Genomic DNA, 17,925 nt, shown 5'->3' with positions numbered 1-17,925 from the left:
CGTCACTAAGGTAACGTTACCAATCAAAGCGGCGACATTGACGAGGAGGACGACCGTGCGAACGATCGCGATCGACCTCGGGGGTACCGCCGTCAAGCTCGGCGTGTTCGAGTCGGGCCGCCTTGTCGCAGGCGATGAGTTCGCGACCGTGGACGGCCATGTCGGTCTCGACGACGTCGCACTGCGCGTGAAGGCGCTTCTCGACGGCGACCGACCCGCCGCTGTCGGCATTGCGGTGCCGGGCGTCGTCGACCCCGACGGATCCAAGCTGCTCGCCGCCCACGGGAAGTACCGCGAGCTGCACGACCTCGATCTCTCAGCGTGGTCGGAGTCTCGCCTCGGTTCGCCCGCGGTCGTCGAGAACGATGCGCGCGCCGCCCTCATCGGCGAGATCGCCGACGGCAGTGCGCGCGGATCGCGCGACGCGCTGCTCGTGGTGCTCGGCACCGGTATCGGCACTGCGGCGATCGTCGACGGCCGGATGATCCGCGGACGTCGGGGCCACGGTGCGATCCTCGGTGGACACATCACGCTCGACCTCTACGGACCGCGCTGCCCCTGTGGCAACGTCGGCTGCGCCGAGGCGCTCGCGAGCACGTGGGCTTTCGCGTCGGATGCCGCGTCCGGCCGGCTCGCGCTGGGGCCCGAGCTCGCCGCGCGCCTCGCGGGTCGGTCGGCCATCGGCATCCGTGATCTCGTCGAGACCCGCCACGAATCCGAGTCCGCGGCGATCCTGGAGCGCTATCTTCGCGTCTGGTCCGCAGTGATCGTGACCCAGTGCCACGCATTCGACCCCGACGTCGTGGTCGTCACCGGCGGGGTGATGCGCTCCGCCGACGTGATCCTGCCATCGCTCGAGCAGCAGGTGCACGCCGACCTCTGGTCATCCTCGTTCCGCCCCCCACTCGTCACACCCGACGATCCCGCAACCTCGGTCCTTCGCGGACTGGCAGCACTCGCCGACGACTTCGACAGCAAAGGACGGCCATGACGACCGTTGACCCGACCGGCATCCCGCTCGAGGACTACATGCTCGACGATCGCAGCAGCTATGTGAAGCTGCCGACCGTGCCCCTGCCTGCCGGCAGCGAGGTGCTCGTCGGAGATGCGGCCTGGACCACCGCGATGCAGATCGCCGCGAACGGTACCGGCCATCCCCTCATCGCCGTCGACGTGTACCCGGGCGCAGATGTGGCGGCACTGGCGAACCGCCTTCGCTCGGTGCTGCCGGAGGCAGAGGTCATCGATGTCGAGGATGCCGCCGCGGCCGACATCGACGTGATCGATGCGCTGATCGGGCGCAATCTCACCGATGACCGGGTCTTCGGGGTCATGAGCCATTTCACGATCGACGAGTTCTACGACGGCGAGCGCCTCGCCGAGCTTCAGCGTCGCGTGACGGACCGCACGGGGCCGATGGTGCTCGTCGGATGGGGCGCCGATCTGGCGGCCGACCGCGCTGCGGACGCCCTCGTTCTCGTGGATCTGGCCCGCTGGGAGATCCAGCAGCGGTTGCGAGCGGGTGCGACGAACTGGCGAGCCGGCAACGGCGACGAGGACGTCCTGCGCAAGTACAAGCGCGGCTTCTTCGTCGAGTGGCGTACGGCTGACCGTCACAAGCGGACGCTGTTCGACCGCATCGACCTGCTCGTCGACGGCAACGCAGCCCTCGACGACGCGGGCGCCGTGCTCGGCGGCGACCTGCGCCACGCGCTTGCGAATGCCACCGCGGCCCCATTCCGGGTGGTTCCCTTCTTCGACCCCGGAGTCTGGGGCGGTCAGTGGATGAAGAGCCAGCTCGATCTCGATCCGGCCGCGCACAACTACGCGTGGTGCTTCGACTGCGTGCCCGAGGAGAACTCGCTGCTGCTCGAGGCAGGCGGCCGCGTCGTCGAGATCCCGGCGATGGATCTCGTGCTCAGCCGGCCGCGCGAGCTGCTCGGCGAGCGCACGTTCGCCCGTTTCGGCGCGGAGTTCCCCATCCGCTTCGACTTCCTCGACACGATGGGCGGCGGCAATCTGTCGCTGCAGGTGCATCCGCTCACGGAGTACATCCGCGACACGTTCGGCATGGCGTACACCCAGGACGAGAGCTATTACATGCTCGACGCCGACGACGACGCCGTCGTGTACCTCGGGCTGAAGACCGGTATCGATCAGGCTGCGATGATCGCAGACCTGCGCGCGGCGACCGACGGCGAGCATCCCTTCGACGCGGAGAAGTACGTCAACGTCTTCCCGGCGCGCAAGCACGACCACTTCGCCATTCCGGCGGGCACGGTGCACTGCTCGGGCGCGAATTCGATGGTGCTCGAGATCTCGGCGACGCCCTTCATCTTCACGTTCAAGCTCTGGGACTGGGGGCGTGTCGGCCTCGACGGCGTGCCCCGGCCGGTGCACATCGACCACGGCGAGCAGAACATCCAGTGGGAGCGCGACACCGAGTGGGTGGAGCGCAACCTGGTCGGCCAGGTCGAGGAGCTCCGCCGCGAGCCGGGCCTCGTCGAGGAGCGCACCGGCCTGCACGAGCTCGAATTCATCGAGGTGCGCAGGCACTGGTTCGAGCAGGAGGCCGCGCACGACACCGAAGGCACGGTCAACGTGCTGAACCTGGTCGAAGGCGACGAGGTCGAGGTGGTGAGCCCGACCGGCGCCTTCCCGCCGTACACGCTCCACTACGCGGAGACGTTCATCGTCCCCGCGGCCGTCGGGCCCTACGTCATCCGCCGTTCACCGAACTCGCGAAGCGACCGCTTCGCGACGGTGAAGGCGTACGTCCGCGGGACCCGCAGCAGCGACAGCTGAATCGCGATGCCTGGCGGCGGCGCGAACAGCCGCCGCACACGACCCACAACTGAACATCGAGATCACCACAGCACGGCGGCATCCGCCGCACTCGATCGCAATGCCTTGCATCATCTCAGGAGAGTTGATAATTTAGCGGAGCGATTGGTAACGATACCAAACAGGACAAGGGAGTTCCAGTGAAGTCACGACGCATCGTCGGAGCCGGCATCGCCGCGCTTACCGCAGCCACGCTGCTGCTGGCCGGCTGCTCGGGCGGCGGCGGAGACAACGGCGCAGACACCGGCGAGACGACCGGCAAGCTCGATTTCTACACCGACAAGGCGGCATGGGAGCCGGACTTCGACGAGCTGAACGCCACGAGCGGAGACGCCGTCGACATCACGCTGAACACGACCGGCTACTCGGATGCCGCGCAGTACGACGCGTTCATCAAGCAGTCGTTCCGCACGCAGAAGAGCCCCGGGCTGTTCACGTGGCACACGGGTGACTCCCTCAAGCAGCTCGTCGACGAGAACCTCGTCGCCGAGACCACGGATCTCTGGACGAAGGCCATCGACGAGGGCTGGGCGACTGAGGACCTTCGCAGCGAGTACACGTTCGACGGCAAGCAGTACTGCGTGCCCATGAACATCGCCTACTGGGTCATGTACTACAACAAGAAGATCTTCGAAGAGCAGGGCATCGACGTGCCGACCACGTGGGAGGAGCTGGACGCCGCGGCGGCCAAGCTCAAGGACGCCGGCATCACGCCGTACTACCAGACCAGCATCCTGTTCACCTTCCAGTGGTTCCAGCAGCTGGTCGCGGGCACGGACCCCGAGCTCTACAAGGGCCTGTCGACGGGCGACGTGAAGTACACCGATCCCGAAATCGTCGACATCATGAACATCTGGCTCGATGAGCAGAAGAAGGGGTGGTTCAGCGACGCCGGCAGCACGGTCGACCCCGCCGTGGGCCTGAAGCAGGGCGACTTCGCGATGATCAACTTCGGCTCGTTCTTCAACGGCTCGCTCGACGGCGCCGGCATGGTCTCGGGTGAGGACTACGACATGTTCGTCATCCCCGCCGTCAACGCCGACCTCGGGACGACCCCGGTCGCCGTCGAGTCGGGCCCGATCTGCGTCGCCGAGAACTCGAAGCAGAAGGACCTCGGCCTGGCCTACTCCGAGTGGTGGATGTCGCCCGACGCGCAGACCGCATGGAACGACGCTCGCGGCGACGTGGCCTTCAACCCGAAGGCCACGGTCAAGGACCCCATGCTCTCCGACCTCGGCACCACGGTCGCCGACGGACAGCACACCCTGTTCACGCGCTACTTCGAGGCCACGCCCACGCCTGTCCTCACGGTCGCGCTCGAGCAGTTCGGCGCCTTCAACGCCAACCCCGGCGACCCGATGCCGTTCCTGGAGGCCATCCAGGCCGAGGCGGACAAGTACTGGGCCGACCAGAAGTAATCCGGATGGCTGTCGTACAGACGCCCGCCGGAGAGCGGGCGATGGAGGGCCTCACCGAGACCCCCCATCGCCCGGGCCGGCGGCGCCGGAAGACTCCCTATCAGGCATCGGCCCGGGGCTTCATCGCCCCGGGCGTGCTCCTGGTAGCCGTCCTCCTCTACCTTCCGCTGCTGTGGACCACGTTCCTCAGCTTCACCGAGTACAACGGCCTCGGCGACCCCGACTGGGTCGGCCTCGACAACTACGTCGAGATGTTCACCGACCCGTCGTTCGTCGGGTCGCTGATGAACACCTTGCTCTGGGTGGCCGGCACTCTGCTGATCCCGGTCGGCGTCGGCCTCGCGCTGGCGCTGCTCACCTGGAACCTGCCGGGCGGCATCTGGCTGCGACTGCCGTTCCTCATCCCGTACGCGATCTCGGGCATCGGCGTCGGCGTCATCTGGTCGTTCATCCTTTCCGCCAACGGGGCCCTCGACCAGGCGCTCGCCGTGTTCGGCATCACCGACCCGCCTCGCTGGCTGGTGGATGCTCCGCTCAACACGGTGGTCATGATCCTCGCGTCGTCGTGGCAGGGTGTCGGCGTGAACGCGCTCCTGTTCACGATCGGCCTGCAGTCGATTCCCAAGGAGCCGCTCGAGGCCGCGCGCGTCGACGGCGCCACCGGCTTCCGGCTCTTCGGCAGCATCCTCTGGCCGATGCTGCGCCCGCTGACCGCTGTCGTGGTGGGTCTGTCCATCGTCGCCAGCCTGAAGACGTTCGACATCGTCCTGTCGATGACGAAGGGCGGCCCGGGACGTGCGTCCGAGACCCTCGCTCTCACGATGTACCGCGAGACGTTCGTGAACAGCGACTACGGGCTCGGCTCGGCCATCGCCGTCTTCCTGTCGGTCGTCACGCTGATCGCCTCGATCCTCTACCTCCGTCAGCAGCTCTCCCAGAAGCACGAGATGTGACCATGTCGAGAATCCTTCGCACCACCACGCTCGTCATCCTGGGCCTGTTCTGGCTGCTGCCCGTCTACCTGCTGCTGGTCAACGCGAGCAAGTCGCCGCTGACCTTCACCTCGAAGGAGGCGTGGATCCCGTCGGGAGACTTCGCCCTGTTCTCGAACATGGCCGAGGCCTTGCAGCTGTCAGGCCTCAGCGACAGCATCGCCGCCACGCTCCTGTACGCGCTGGTCTCACCGATCGTCGCCGTGCTCGTCGGCGCGGCCGCGGGCTTCGCGATCGTCGCGCTGCGTCTCAAGCGCGGATTCCTCTGGTTCGTCGTCATCTTCGGAGGTACCGTCTTCCCGCTGCAGATGATCCTGCTGCCGCTGTTCGATGCGTACTCACGCGTCGGCCTGTACGACACCCACCTCGGCATGATCATCGTGTACACGGCGATCTCGATCCCGTTCTCGGCGTTCGTGATGCGCAACTTCTTCACCGGCGTCGCGCACAACGTGTTCGAGGCCGCCGTGATCGACGGCGCGAGCACCTGGCGCATCTTCTCGCGGATCTACGTGCCGCTCGCCTCGAGCGCACTCGTGGCCATCTTCATCCTGCAGGCGACATTCATCTGGAACGACCTGCTCCTCGGTCTGACCCTCACGCAGTCCGACGACGTGCGGCCGATCGTGACGACGCTCGCCGGGATGCAGAGCACGTACGGCGGTGCGCAGATCTCGACCGTGCTCGCCGCTGCCGTGCTCGTCTCGCTGCCGACGGTCATCCTGTTCCTGTTCACCCAGAGGTTCTTCTCCCGCGGGCTCGCCCTCGGACAGTACTAGGAGCGGATCATCCTGCTGCAGACATCCCCCATCCCGACGGTCGCCGATCTGGCCGCCGACCCCGTCACGCACCACTACGACGACATGATCGCGCCGCCGGGACTCACCAACCACCTCGGCACAGTCCGCGTCGATCACGACCTGACCTCGGTGAGCGCCGTCCAGTTCCCTCCCGTGTCGCAGGGCTTGGCCACCACCGCCGTGGCGTTCGTCGACGGCCGCATCTTCAAGTCATACGGCGTTCCGGTCACCCACGAGTGGCGACCCGACCGCGTCGTGCGGCGCGCGACGCTCCCCGGACTCGAGGTCGAGACGGTCACAGTGGCCGTGCCCGGCACGACGGCGGTCGCGATCGACGTCCGGGTGCGCAACACCGGCAGTGAGGCCCGCTCAGTGGAGGTCATGCTCTCGCTGGCGGCGCGTGTGGTCGCGGGCTCGGAGGCGTGGAATGCGGCCTATTCGCCTGACGCGAGGAACGAGGCATCCGTCGACGGCGATCGCATCGTGTTCGTCGATGCCGCCGCGTCGGCATGGAGCGTGCAAGGCGTCGACATGCCGGCGACTGCGCGCCTCAGCGGCGTCGCGCCGACATCCGAGGCCTTCTCGGTCGGTGTCGGCGGAATGGGCCGCGGCGGTGACGTGACGGTGGTGCTCGACGTCGCCGCCGGTGCCGAGGCGCGCTTCGGCTACGTGAACGCGGTCGGCACGAGCCGCGACGAGGCCTTCGCGGTGTTCGACGCGGTCGCCGGCGATGTCGAGGCGGCGGTCGCGGCATCCGAGCAGTACTGGAACGCGCAGCTCGAGGCTGCGGTGACTCCGGGCAACGGCGAATACTCCGGGCACCTGCCCATGCTCGAGACGTCGTCCGAGGCGGTGCGCCGTCTCTACTGGTGGGGCATCCTCGGCGTCATCTACATGCGCCGCGACTACGCGGGCAACGTGCTCGGGCGCAGCTACGACACGCTGATGCCCAACTACTGGGGCACGACGACCTTCATCTGGGACTACAGCCTGAGCTCTGTCATGCACGCGCTGCTCGATCCCGCAGAGATGCGCCGACAGCTTCTCCACTGGGTGGTGAACGACACCCATACCCTCTACGGCACGTCGTCGCTCACCGGCGGTCCGATCGGGCAGTGGTATTCGGTCAACGACTACGCCATGACCCGGCTCGTGCGTGACTACGTCCGGTTCACGGGCGATGTCGGCTTCCTCGATGAGCAGGCGGATGACGGCCGCACCGTGCTGGACCACCTGCGCTTCTGGGCGCGGGCCTGGCATGGCCTTCGCCGATCATCGCCGCTCGCGGACTACGGCGAGATCGAGAACCTGCTCGAGTGCGTCAGCTCGTACACGCACGAGGTGGCGAGCTTCAACGCGGCCAACGTGTGGAACCTGCGCATGACGGCGGACGTGCTCGAGATGCGAGGTGATGCCGCCGGCGCCGCCGAGCTGCGGGCCGAAGCCGACGAGCTCGTCATCGAAGTCCGCGATCTGTACCTGTCGGGGGAGGGATACTTCGCGGCCCGCCAGCCCGATGGGTCGAAGCTGCCGGTGCGGCACTGCTACGACTTCAACATCGTGGGCACCACGATCGCCGAAGACCTCGACGAGAGCATCCGCGCCGAGATGGTCGACTTCTTCCGGCGCGAGCTGCAGACGCCCGAGTGGCTGCGCGCCCTGTCGCCGTGGGATCCGGATGCCTCGTACAGCGTGCGGCCCGACCACCAGTGGAACGGTGCCTACACCGCCTGGCCGGCCGATTCGGCTCGCGCCCTCATCGCACTGGGTGAGCCGCAGGTCGCGCTCGACTGGCTGCCGGGACTCGCGCGCACGGCGAACCAGGGACCCCCCGGGCAGGCCCACTTCGTCGAAGAGGCGCAGCCGCTCGTCAACGGCGGAGCGCGCAAGGCGCCGCCGCAGCTGCCGTACATCAACGACTGGGCCTGTTCATCGGCGGGTGCGTACGTCGCCCTCGTGATCGAGTCGCTGTTCGGTGCCGCCCCCGGTCTCGACGGCCTCGGCACGGTCGACGGATGCGTCGCCGAGCTCGACGGGTCGGCCGTGCTCCGCGGCCTCCGGGTGGGCGACAGGCTCGTCGACGTGCACGCCGACGGCCGTGTCGTAGACCGCGCATGACAGCAGCCGGCCTGCGCGACGTCGACCTCGACGGACTGGTGGTCCGGGGCGCCGTCGAGATCGAGCGGACCTCGCGCGGGCTGCGGCCGCACCGGCTGCCGGCATGGGCGCGGGTGCAGGTGCCCGACACCTTCATGGCGCAGACCTCGGCCGAGAGCGCCGGCGTGCGGCTGGCGTTCCGCACGGCGGCGACGACGATCGAGCTCGACGTCTCGGCGCGACGGATGGCGCCGGATGAGGCATCCGTCCTTCCGCCCAGTCGCTACGCGCTGACAGTCGATGGCGCCGTTGCCGCCGAAGCGGACGCCCCGGCGGGCACGCGGTACCTGTTCAGCTTCGAAGACCCGTCTGGCCGGGTCGTGGAGGGGCCGTCGACGCGGGTGCGCTTCTCGCACCTTCGGGCTGTCGAGACCGAGTACGAGCTGTGGATGCCGTACACCGACGCGGTCGAGATCCTCGCGGTCCGCGCTGACGCCCCGCTCGCGCCGCCGGCCGCACGCGGGGCGGTGCGGTGGGTGCATCACGGCAGTTCGATCAGTCACGGATATCGCGCAGAGTCGACGACGGGCACGTGGCCGGTCGTCGCCGCGCTCGACACCGGCGTCGCGGTGACCAACCTGGGGTTCTCGGGGAGCGCGATGCTCGACCCGTTCACCGCACGGACCATCCGCGATCAACCCGCAGACCTCATCAGCCTCAAGATCGGCATCAACCTCGTGAACGGCGACGCGATGCGCATGCGCGCGTTCCGCCCGGCGGTCGACGGGTTCCTCGACACGATCCGCGAGGGCCACCCGTCGACCCCGATCGTCGTGGTGTCGCCGATCTACTGCGCGCCCGTCGAGCTGGCAGCAGGTCCGACCGTGCAGGACCCGACGCGGCCCTACGAGTGGTCGGTCGCCGGCGGCACGGAGGCAGACGTCGCCGTCGGCAAGCTCTCGCTCGGCGCCATCCGCTCGGCGCTCGCCGAGATCGTGGAGCGCCGGTCGGCGGCGGATCCGAATCTCTCGTACGTCGACGGCCTTCGCCTCTACGGCGCCGACGACTGCGCCCGGATGCCCCTCCCCGATAACCTGCACCCCGGGCCCGACGTGCAGCGCCTCATCGGCGAGCGGTTCGCCGATCTGGTGCTGCGCCCGCTGCTGAACGAGGTGCGATGACGGCGCGGGTTCATTCGGAAGGGGAGGCCATGGAGGGTTCGGAGCGAGTTCACGAGGGCAAGGTCGCGCTCGTCACCGGCGGATCCCAGGGCATCGGACGCGGTGTCGCTCTGACGATGGCCAGACGCGGGGCCGCGGTCGTCGTCCATGGCCTGACCGAGGACTACGTCGACGAGACCGTGGAGCTCATCCGCGATGCCGGCGGCACGGCGACGGGCAGCTTCGGCGCGATCGATGAGGAGCAGACGAGCACGGATGCCGTCACCCGCGCGATCGAGGAGTACGGGCGACTGGACCACCTCGTGACCGCAGCCGGCATCCAGCGCTACGGCGACGCGGTCGACACCCCGATCTCGACGTGGGACGAGGTGTTCGGCGTGAACGTGCGCGGGGTGTTCCTGGCTGCGCGGGCCGCGCTGCCCCACATCCGGCCGCACCGGGGCACGGTGACCCTGATCTCCTCGGTGCAGGCGACCGCGACCCAGAACAACGTGGTCGCCTACACGGCGAGCAAGGGCGCCCTCAATGCGATGTGCCGCGCCATGGCGGTCGACGAGGCCGCGCACGGGGTGAGGGTCAACTCGATCGCCCCGGGTTCGGTCGACACACCCATGCTCCGCGCGTCGGCCGCGCAGTGGTCGGACGGCACTGTCGAGGGCGTCGAGCAGACCATCGCGAACTGGGGAACCGCGCACGCCCTGGGCCGCGTCGCCCGGCCCGACGAGATCGGCGAAGCCGTCTCGTTCCTCGCGAGCGACGCCGCCGGCTTCATCACAGGGTCGGAGCTGCGCGTCGACGGCGGGCTGCTCGCCCGCCTCGCGGCGCCGCTTTCGTCCAGAGACTGATCGATCGAACGAGGAAGCGGGCCGAACCAATGATCACACTGAGCGAATTCCTGCCACCGCGTCCGGAGGAGTCGTCGTGGCGGCTCATCCGCCAGGCGGGCGTCGACAACGTGGTCGGCGTGCTCAACGGAGCCGAGCAGGATCAGCGCATGTTCGCCTCGGTGGGCGCAGGCCCCGACTGGAACGCGGATGACCGCGACGAGGTGCCGTGGAGCCAACGCGCGCTGAAGCACAACATCGAGACGTACGACGACTACGGGTTCACCCTCGTCGCGCTCGAAGACACCGCGCCGATCGACAAGGCCCGACTGGGGCTCGACGGACGCGACGAGCAGATCGACAACGTGATCACCCAGATCAAGGCGATGGGGCGGCTCGGTGTGCCCACGCTCGCCTACAACTGGATGGCCCTGTCGAGCTGGGGCCGCACCGACATCGCGCTCGCCGACCGCGGCGGAGCGTACGTCACCGCCTACGACCGAGCGATCGGTCAGGCCCAGGAGCCCCTCGTCGCGCCGGGCGAGGTCACTCCAGAGCAGATGTGGGCGGGGCTCGAGTACTTCCTCAACGCCGTGGTGCCGGTCGCCGAGGAGGCCGGAGTGGTGCTGGCGATGCATCCCGATGACCCGCCCCAGCAGATCGACCGCAATCTGCCGCGGATCATGAGCTCGGTCGCCTCGTTCCGGCGGCTGCTGTCGCTGCACCCGTCGCCCAGCAATGGCATGACGTTCTGCCAGGGCAACTTCGCCCTGATGCCCGAGGTCATCGACGGGACGACGTCGATCCCGGACCTGATCCGGGAGTTCGGCACCGAGAACATCCCGTTCGTGCACTTCCGCGACGTCAAGGGAACGGTCGAGCACTTCCAGGAGACGTTCCACGATGCCGGCCAGACCGACATGCCGGCGTGCATGGAGGCGTACTTCGAGATCGGGTTCGAGGGGCCCATGCGCCCCGACCACGTTCCGACGCTCGCCGGTGAGCCGAACACCCGTCCCGGCTATGAGACGCTCGGCCGGCTCTTCGCGATCGGCTACATCCGCGGCCTCGAGCAGTCGGTGTACGGGCATCCCGCTGCGCGACAGGAGCGCTGATGCCGGTGCAGGTGAGCGTCGCGGTGGCGCGGCGGGCAGAGTGCGGGGAGGGACCGATCTGGAACCCCGAGACGAGCGCGGTCCACTGGGTCGACATCATCAAGGGCGAGATGCTGGTCACCGACTACGCGACCGGCGCCACCCGGGTCACGGCGTATCCCGAGATGGTCGGCGCGGTCGCTCCTCGGGCCGACGGCGGGATCGTCGCCGCGGTCGCGAGCGGATTCGTGGGGCTGGATGCCGCCGGCAGGATCGACCGGCGCGCCGACATCCTGCCCGACGGCATCCGGATGAACGACGCGAAGACCGACCCCGCCGGAGTCTTCTGGGCGGGCAGCTGCGAGATGGGCTTCGCCGAGGGCCTCGGCGGCCTGTGGCGCCTCGACGAGAACTGGGAGCCGGCGCTCGTCCTGCAGAATCTGACGCTTCCGAACGGTCTGGGCTGGAGCCCCGATGGCCGGGTGTTCTACCTCGTCGAGACGCAGGGTCGCCAGATCCTGCGCTTCGACTTCGACCCCCTGGCGAGCACGATCACGTCGCAGGCATCCGTCCTCGTCGACTCGGATGCGTTCCCCGACGGGCTTCCCGACGGCCTCGCCGTCGACACCCGCGGCCACCTGTGGGTCGCCGTGTACGGGGGATCCGCCGTCCACGAGTTCTCACCACACGGCGTGCGATTGCGCACCGTGGCCGTGCCGACGGCGCAGACCACCTCGTGCGCCTTCGTCGGACCCGGGCTCGACGAATTGTGGGTCACGTCCGCCGCGGCTGAGATCGACAGTGAGACGGATGCGGATGCCGGCTCGATCTTCCGCGTCGAAGGACTGGGTGTCCACGGCCTCGCGATACCGGCTTTCCCGGGCTGACGGGGGTCAGATGCCGATCTCGATCTCGTCCGAGGCGCTCACAGCCACGATCACGCCCGAGCGCGGGGCGGACATCGTGCAGATCGTCGACCTTGCTACCGGGACGCCGCTGCTCGCCGAATCACCCACGGGCCTCGTGCGCACGCCATCCGCCACCGACTCGATGTCGGCATGGCTGCGTGGGTACCCCGGCGGGTGGCAGCTGCTCGTTCCCAACGCGGGACCCGAGCGCGAACACGACGGAGCTCGCCAGGGCTACCACGGCGAGGCATCCCTCGCAGCGTGGGATGTCGTGGCACGCGAACCGGCTTCGTGCGAGCTCGAGGCCTCCCTGTCCACGGCGCCGCTGCGGCTGCGGCGACGCGTGGCCGTCACCGGCGACACGCTGACGGTCACGGACCAGATCGAGAACCTGTCGCCCGACGCTGTCGAGACGCGGATCGTGCAGCATCCGGCATTCGGAGAGCCGTTTCTCGACGACCGCAGCTACCTGATGACCACGGCTGAGACGATCGTGACGGATGCCGACGCCCCAGGCAGCCTCGCCGGTGCGGACATCATCGGCAGACCGGAGACGGTGGTCGAACCTGGGCCGGTGCGCGGCAGCATGCGCCTCCCCGGCCCGGGCGCGGGTGCTTCGCTGTTCGCCGCGCTCACCGGGTTCGCCACGCCTGAGGTCACGTTCTGCAGCCCGACGCGGGGACTCGCGGTTCGCCTCGCTTGGGACGCCACGGTTCTGCCCCACGCGTGGTTCTGGATCGAGGCGAATGCGACGAGCGGGTGGCCGTGGTTCCGGCGCCTCTACGCGATCGCCGTCGAACCGGCCAATGTGCTTCCCGGTGAGGGGGACGCGTCGGGGGACCGTCGCGGTGGAACGGGCACCCGCATCGAGGCCGGCGACTCGGTCACCCTGAGGACGTCGCTCACCTGCCGGCAGCGTGCTGATCTGTGAAGGTCGCGGTGCCGTGATCGCCGTTCAGACCCGTCGCACCGCGCCCCGGGGACCTTCGTCCTTTGATGCAGGCCAGGTTCGGAGAAGGATCCGGCCATGACGAGCACGAAGTGCAGGGGCGCCACCCTGGACCGGTCTCGATAGTCGCGGCTCGGGATACCAGCCGGCCCTCGCACAATCACCACGTCAATGCGTCCGCAACCACCGCCCGAGCCATGGACCACCCCCATGTCCGGTGCTCACGCTGACCTATGGTGGCTGCCCGTCGGAGCGGGCGGCCACGTCGTCATCCACACCAGCCGGTGGTGGGAGCTGGTCCGCGCCCGCCGCGAGCATCGCAGCCCGCGCCCGCTGTTCCATGCCGCGCTCGAGGTGTTCGACGGTCACGCCCGCTACGTGATCGAGATGACGCCTGCCTGGGGCGGACCGGCCGGAGACCACGGGGTGGTCGCGAACGGCCCTGTCGGTGCCCGCTGGCTGGGCGCATCCCGATTCTTCCGCTACGAGGTGCGACGGTGGCAGAACGGGATCATCCCCGACCTCGACTGGGCGCTCGGGCCACCCACCCAGTTCCCGCTCTCCCTTCCGGATACCCGCGCACTGCTGGCGCGCGTGGAGCTCACGCCTCGGCTGACATGGGGATCCGACCCGTTCGGGATCGGAGACATGTGGAACTCCAACTCCTTGGTCTCGTGGCTCCTGGAAACTTCCGGGATCAACGCCGCGGAGTTGACGCCACCTGCAGACGGCACCGCCCCCGGGTGGCGGAGCGGCATCGCCGCCGCCACACTGCGCGAGAGTCCGAGGTAGGGGCCCGCTCGTGAGCGCCATCGCGGTAGGTGCCAGGGCCGCGGCCTCGGCATCCGTCCCACTCCCCAAAGCGCGCCCACCAGGTCGCGTCACAAGCCTCGCCAGACGGCGCGGGCCGAAGGTCCCGTACCTCCCGCCCCGCGAGACCCGACGATGGGGGTCACGAACAACGGGAATGCCCTGGGAGGCGACATGAAAGCGCTGGTGTACGACAGTCCGGGTTCGATCGGCTGGCAGGAGATGCCCGATCCGCGAATCCAGAAGCCGACAGACGCGATCGTCAAGATCGAGACGACGACGATCTGCGGCACCGACCTGCACATTCTCAACGGCGATGTTCCCGCGGTGCAGCCCGGTCGCATCCTCGGACACGAAGGAGTCGGCGTCGTCACCGAGGTCGGTGAGGCCGTGACCGAGATCGCCGTCGGCGACCGCGTGATCATCTCGTGCATCTCGGCGTGCGGGAAGTGCAGCTACTGCCTCGAGGGGATGTACTCGCACTGCCTCGCCGACGAAGGAGCATCAGGGATCGGCTGGATCCTCGGGCACCTCATCGACGGCACGCAGGCCGAGTACGTGCGCGTGCCCTTCGCCGAGACCTCGCTGCACAAGGCGCCCGAGGGCGTCGCGGCCGAAGAAGCCGCGATGATCAGCGACATCCTTCCCACCGGCCATGAGATCGGCGTGCGCTACGGCGCGGTCAAGCCGGGCGATGTAGTCGCGGTCATCGGCGCCGGGCCGGTGGGCCTTGCCGCCATGACGACGGCGGGCCTCTACGGACCGAGCCGCGTCATCGCGATCGACGTCGACGCCAACCGCGTCGAGCAGGCCAAGCGCTTCGGCGCGAGCGAGGGCGTCGTCGCCACCGACCCGGACTGGAAGGAGCAGGTGCTCGCCTTCACCGACGGAATGGGGGTGGATGTCGCGATCGAGGCCGTCGGCGTGCCGGCGACCTGGGACATGTGCCTCGACATCGTTCGGCCGGGCGGCCACGTCGCGAACGTCGGCGTGCACGGCAAGCCCGTGACCTTCCCGCTCGACACGGCGTGGATCCAGAACCTCACGATCACCACGGGCCTCGTCAACACCGACACGGCGCGCATGCTCACCAAGCTTCTCGCGCAAGGGCGGCTGCAGGTCGGTGGTTTCATCAGTCACCGGTTCGCGCTGGCCGACATCGCGGATGCATATGACACGTTCGGGCGCGCGGCGGAGACGAAGGCGCTGAAGGTGATTTTGACGGCGTGAGGACGAGGATGCCGGGGGAGGCGTCGCTCGTTGGTTGAGGGTCGGCCCCTCGTCTCGGTCGCTTCGCTCCCTCGCTCGGGGACCGGGGGTGGGTCCTGGGTCGGCCCCTCGTCTCGGTCGCTTCGCTCCCTCGCTCGGGAACCGGGGGACGCGTAGCGAACGCGGGTGGGCGTCGCTCGTTGGTTGAGGGTCGGCCCCTCGTCTCGGTCGCTTCGCTCCCTCGCTCGGGGACCGGGGGAGGCGTAGCGTGCGCAGGCGCCGGGTCGGCGTCGCTCGGTGGGCCGAGGTCGGCCCCTCGTCTCGGTCGCTTCGCTCCCTCGCTCGGGAACCGGGGGAGAGCGCAGAGGTCGGCCCCTCGTCTCGGTCGCTTCGCTCCCTCGCTCGGGAACCGGGGGAGGCGTCGGGGTCGGCCCTCGCTCGGGAACCGGGGGAGGCGTCGGGAACGCGGGCGGGGACCGGGGGAGGCGCCGGTGGCGCGGGAGTTTCGCCGGCGGCGATTGTGCGAGGATCGGGACCGTGCCGATCCACGTGAATGCTGACAATTTCGCCCGCGCAGAAACCGATCGGATGTTCTCCGAGCTGCAGACGAATGCCGGCGGGATCAACCGGTTCCTTCACAATCGCCTTCCCGCGGCGATCGACAATCAGGCCGTCATCCGCCTGAATCGTGACACCCTCTACAGCTTCGCGGTCGTCGATCTCGCGGCCGGGGCGACTCTGACGCTGCCGGAGCACGGCGACCGGTATGTGTCGGCGATGATCGTCGACGAAGACCACTATGTCGACGCGATCTTCCACGACGCCGGCGTGTACGAACTCTCGCCGGATCAGTTCGGCACCCGCTACGTCGTGGTCGCCGTGCGCACGCTCGTCGACCCGTCCGATCCCGCCGACCTGGCTGCCGTCGGCGCCCTTCAGGATCAGATCGGCCTGGTCGGCAACTCCGCGGAGCCGTTCGTGTACCCGGAGTACGACACGGCGTCCTTCGACGAGACGCGCGACGCCCTGCTGGCGCTGGCGCGCAACCTGAACGGCTTCGACCGCATGTTCGGGGCGAGAGACGAGGTCGAGCCGGTGCGGCACCTCATCGGCACCGCCGCGGGCTGGGGCGGCCTGCCGAGCGCCGAGGCCTCCTACATCGGTGTCGACCCGCGGCTGCCCGTCGGCCGGTACGAGCTCACCGTCGGCGAGGTTCCGGTCGACGGCTTCTGGTCGATCTCGGTCTACAACTCGGCCGGCTTCTTCGAGAAGAACGACCGCGACGCCTACACGGTCAACAACATCACCGGTGTGAAGAACGACGACGGCTCGACCACCGTTCGGTTCGGCGACCATCCCGCCGACGTCGCGAACGTCATCCCGATCACCGAGGGATGGAATTACCTCGTGCGGCTCTACCGCCCCCGCCCCGAGATCCTCGACGGCAGCTGGGACTTCCCCCGCATCGCCCAGTAGAGCGACATCTGCAGGCGCGTCGCCAGAGCCAGCGCCCGCGCCCTACATGGGCATCGGCGGCTGGGGGTGCTGCGGGGCTGCCGGGCCGGCGCCGGCGGGCGGCGGGGGAGGCGGAGGAGGGGTCTGCGGCGGATGCGGCGGCGCGACGAATGCGCCCGGTTCATACCCTCGCGGGGTCGTGTCCACAACAGGGCCGTGCGACACGACAGCCACGGGCGTCCGGTGCCACGGGCGCTGGCGGTGGATCTCGAGCAGCTGGGCGCCGAGGCCGAAGAACACCATCGCGAGCCAGACGACGATGTTCAGCCACGGAATCCGCAGCGCAACGATGAGGACCACGCCGCCCACGAGCGACATGACGACGGGGTGCCCGCGGTCGCGGAACATGAGGCGCCCGAGGTAGTACGCGCCGTAGACGAAGGTGGCGAGGATCATCACGATCCAGATCAGCAGCACGGCCAGGGCGAGGGGTGCGCCGATGATCGTGACGGCGAGGCAGAGCAGCGCGACCGGCATGGCGAGGGACGCGACGAACCCGACGAGCAGCGCCTTCCAGGGCGACGGGATCAGGTGGTCGGTGACCCGGTGCAGCCAGCGGGGGAACAGCAGCCCCGCGAACAGGGTGATGAGGCTCAGCGCGACGAGGGCATAGAACAGCCCGAGCAGCCAGCCGACGACCACGGCCCAGGGCGAGACCTCGACGGCAGAGGGCTGCGGGGGCTCGATGCGCTCGATGTTGCCGCCGACCGATCCGTCGGAGATACGGGCGGTGTTCTCGCTGACGTAGGTGACGTCTCCGCCGACGGTTCCGCTGATGGTGAGGCGGCCGACGCTGAGCACCGCGTCACGACCGACTTTGCCGGCGATGTTCACCTGGCCCGCGGCCGCGACGACGTCGCTGCCGAACGACCCGGTGTCGCTGACGGTGAGGTTGGAGGCGAACACCGTTCCGCTTCGTGAGACGGCGCCGCTGATCATGACGTCCTGGCCCGCGAGGCGCACATCGCCGTCGACGGTGCCGGTGACGGTGATGGTCTGGCCCGCGGCGATCACGTCACCCGTGACGTCGCCGCTGATCGTGACGCTCTGAGCGGCGACGTACACGTCGCCGTCGATCGTCCCCGAGACATCCACCGCCACCCCGGAGTAGAACTGCGGACCCTGCCGATCCTCGGTGGCGGCACCCGGCGACGACCCGGCGACGGGGGAGGAGGCGACAGCCGCGCCGCCGACTCCGAGAGTGAGTATGCCGGCCGCGAGGATCACGGCCATCCAACGGCGGATACGCGGCACGACGCTCATCACGACACCTCTATCGAATCG

General features: G+C 68.8%; 15 protein-coding genes. 14 read left to right on the top strand and 1 reads right to left on the bottom strand.

Features of this window, described 5'->3' with window-relative positions; all coding sequences use genetic code 11:
* The first annotated feature begins 55 nt into the window (after positions 1-55).
* The 14 genes from ACSBPH_RS05060 (at position 56) to ACSBPH_RS04995 (ending at position 16,602) form a co-directional block, all read left to right on the top strand.
* Positions 56-991 carry an ROK family protein gene (locus tag ACSBPH_RS05060; protein WP_442576510.1) on the top strand — a complete coding sequence of 312 codons (936 nt, stop codon included), beginning with the start codon at positions 56-58 and terminating at the stop codon, positions 989-991.
* On the top strand, positions 988-2,805 hold the full coding sequence (locus tag ACSBPH_RS05055) for a class I mannose-6-phosphate isomerase (protein ID WP_442576509.1): 1,818 nt from the start codon (positions 988-990) through the stop codon (positions 2,803-2,805). Before ACSBPH_RS05060 ends, ACSBPH_RS05055 begins: the two co-directional genes overlap by 4 nt.
* 179 nt (positions 2,806-2,984) lie before the next feature.
* The gene (locus ACSBPH_RS05050; protein WP_442576508.1) at positions 2,985-4,262 is read left to right on the top strand and encodes an ABC transporter substrate-binding protein; all 1,278 of its coding nucleotides are present in this window, start codon (positions 2,985-2,987) and stop codon (positions 4,260-4,262) included.
* A gap of 5 nt (positions 4,263-4,267) precedes the next feature.
* Positions 4,268-5,215 carry a carbohydrate ABC transporter permease gene (locus tag ACSBPH_RS05045; protein WP_442576507.1) on the top strand — a complete coding sequence of 316 codons (948 nt, stop codon included), beginning with the start codon at positions 4,268-4,270 and terminating at the stop codon, positions 5,213-5,215.
* A gap of 2 nt (positions 5,216-5,217) precedes the next feature.
* Complete coding sequence (locus ACSBPH_RS05040; protein WP_442576506.1) at positions 5,218-6,033, top strand: carbohydrate ABC transporter permease; 816 nt, start codon at positions 5,218-5,220, stop codon at positions 6,031-6,033.
* Positions 6,034-6,117: 84 nt separating this feature from the next.
* On the top strand, positions 6,118-8,172 hold the full coding sequence (locus tag ACSBPH_RS05035) for a hypothetical protein (RefSeq protein WP_442576505.1): 2,055 nt from the start codon (positions 6,118-6,120) through the stop codon (positions 8,170-8,172).
* Positions 8,169-9,332, top strand: a complete 1,164-nt coding sequence (locus tag ACSBPH_RS05030) for a GDSL-type esterase/lipase family protein (protein ID WP_442576504.1) — start codon at positions 8,169-8,171, stop codon at positions 9,330-9,332. The genes ACSBPH_RS05035 and ACSBPH_RS05030 overlap by 4 nt, the downstream gene beginning before the upstream one ends.
* Positions 9,333-9,361: 29 nt before the next feature.
* On the top strand, positions 9,362-10,177 hold the full coding sequence (locus ACSBPH_RS05025; protein ID WP_442576503.1) for an SDR family NAD(P)-dependent oxidoreductase: 816 nt from the start codon (positions 9,362-9,364) through the stop codon (positions 10,175-10,177).
* A gap of 29 nt (positions 10,178-10,206) precedes the next feature.
* A complete protein-coding gene (locus ACSBPH_RS05020) occupies positions 10,207-11,271 on the top strand; it encodes a mannonate dehydratase (protein WP_442576502.1) in 1,065 nt (354 codons plus the stop codon).
* A complete protein-coding gene (locus tag ACSBPH_RS05015; protein WP_442576501.1) occupies positions 11,271-12,137 on the top strand; it encodes an SMP-30/gluconolactonase/LRE family protein in 867 nt (288 codons plus the stop codon). Before ACSBPH_RS05020 ends, ACSBPH_RS05015 begins: the two co-directional genes overlap by 1 nt.
* 10 nt (positions 12,138-12,147) lie before the next feature.
* Positions 12,148-13,089, top strand: a complete 942-nt coding sequence (locus tag ACSBPH_RS05010; RefSeq protein ID WP_442576500.1) for a DUF4432 family protein — start codon at positions 12,148-12,150, stop codon at positions 13,087-13,089.
* Positions 13,090-13,317: 228 nt separating this feature from the next.
* Positions 13,318-13,899 (top strand): hypothetical protein, encoded by a 582-nt coding sequence (locus ACSBPH_RS05005; protein WP_442576499.1) that lies wholly within the window; start codon positions 13,318-13,320, stop codon positions 13,897-13,899.
* 192 nt (positions 13,900-14,091) lie between these two features.
* Complete coding sequence (locus ACSBPH_RS05000; RefSeq protein WP_442576498.1) at positions 14,092-15,147, top strand: zinc-dependent alcohol dehydrogenase family protein; 1,056 nt, start codon at positions 14,092-14,094, stop codon at positions 15,145-15,147.
* Positions 15,148-15,663: 516 nt separating this feature from the next.
* On the top strand, positions 15,664-16,602 hold the full coding sequence (locus ACSBPH_RS04995) for a DUF1214 domain-containing protein (protein WP_442576497.1): 939 nt from the start codon (positions 15,664-15,666) through the stop codon (positions 16,600-16,602).
* A gap of 42 nt (positions 16,603-16,644) precedes the next feature.
* Here ACSBPH_RS04995 and ACSBPH_RS04990 read toward each other — a convergent pair whose 3' ends face one another.
* On the bottom strand, positions 16,645-17,904 hold the full coding sequence (locus tag ACSBPH_RS04990) for a hypothetical protein (protein WP_442576496.1): 1,260 nt from the start codon (positions 17,902-17,904) through the stop codon (positions 16,645-16,647).
* Positions 17,905-17,925: the final 21 nt, after the last annotated feature.

The organism is Microbacterium sp. F51-2R (assembly GCF_052180235.1).
Classification (GTDB): Bacteria; Actinomycetota; Actinomycetes; order Actinomycetales; family Microbacteriaceae; genus Microbacterium.
The sequence above is the reverse complement of the archived record's forward strand: the minus strand, read 5'-3'. Positions and strand labels throughout refer to the sequence as shown.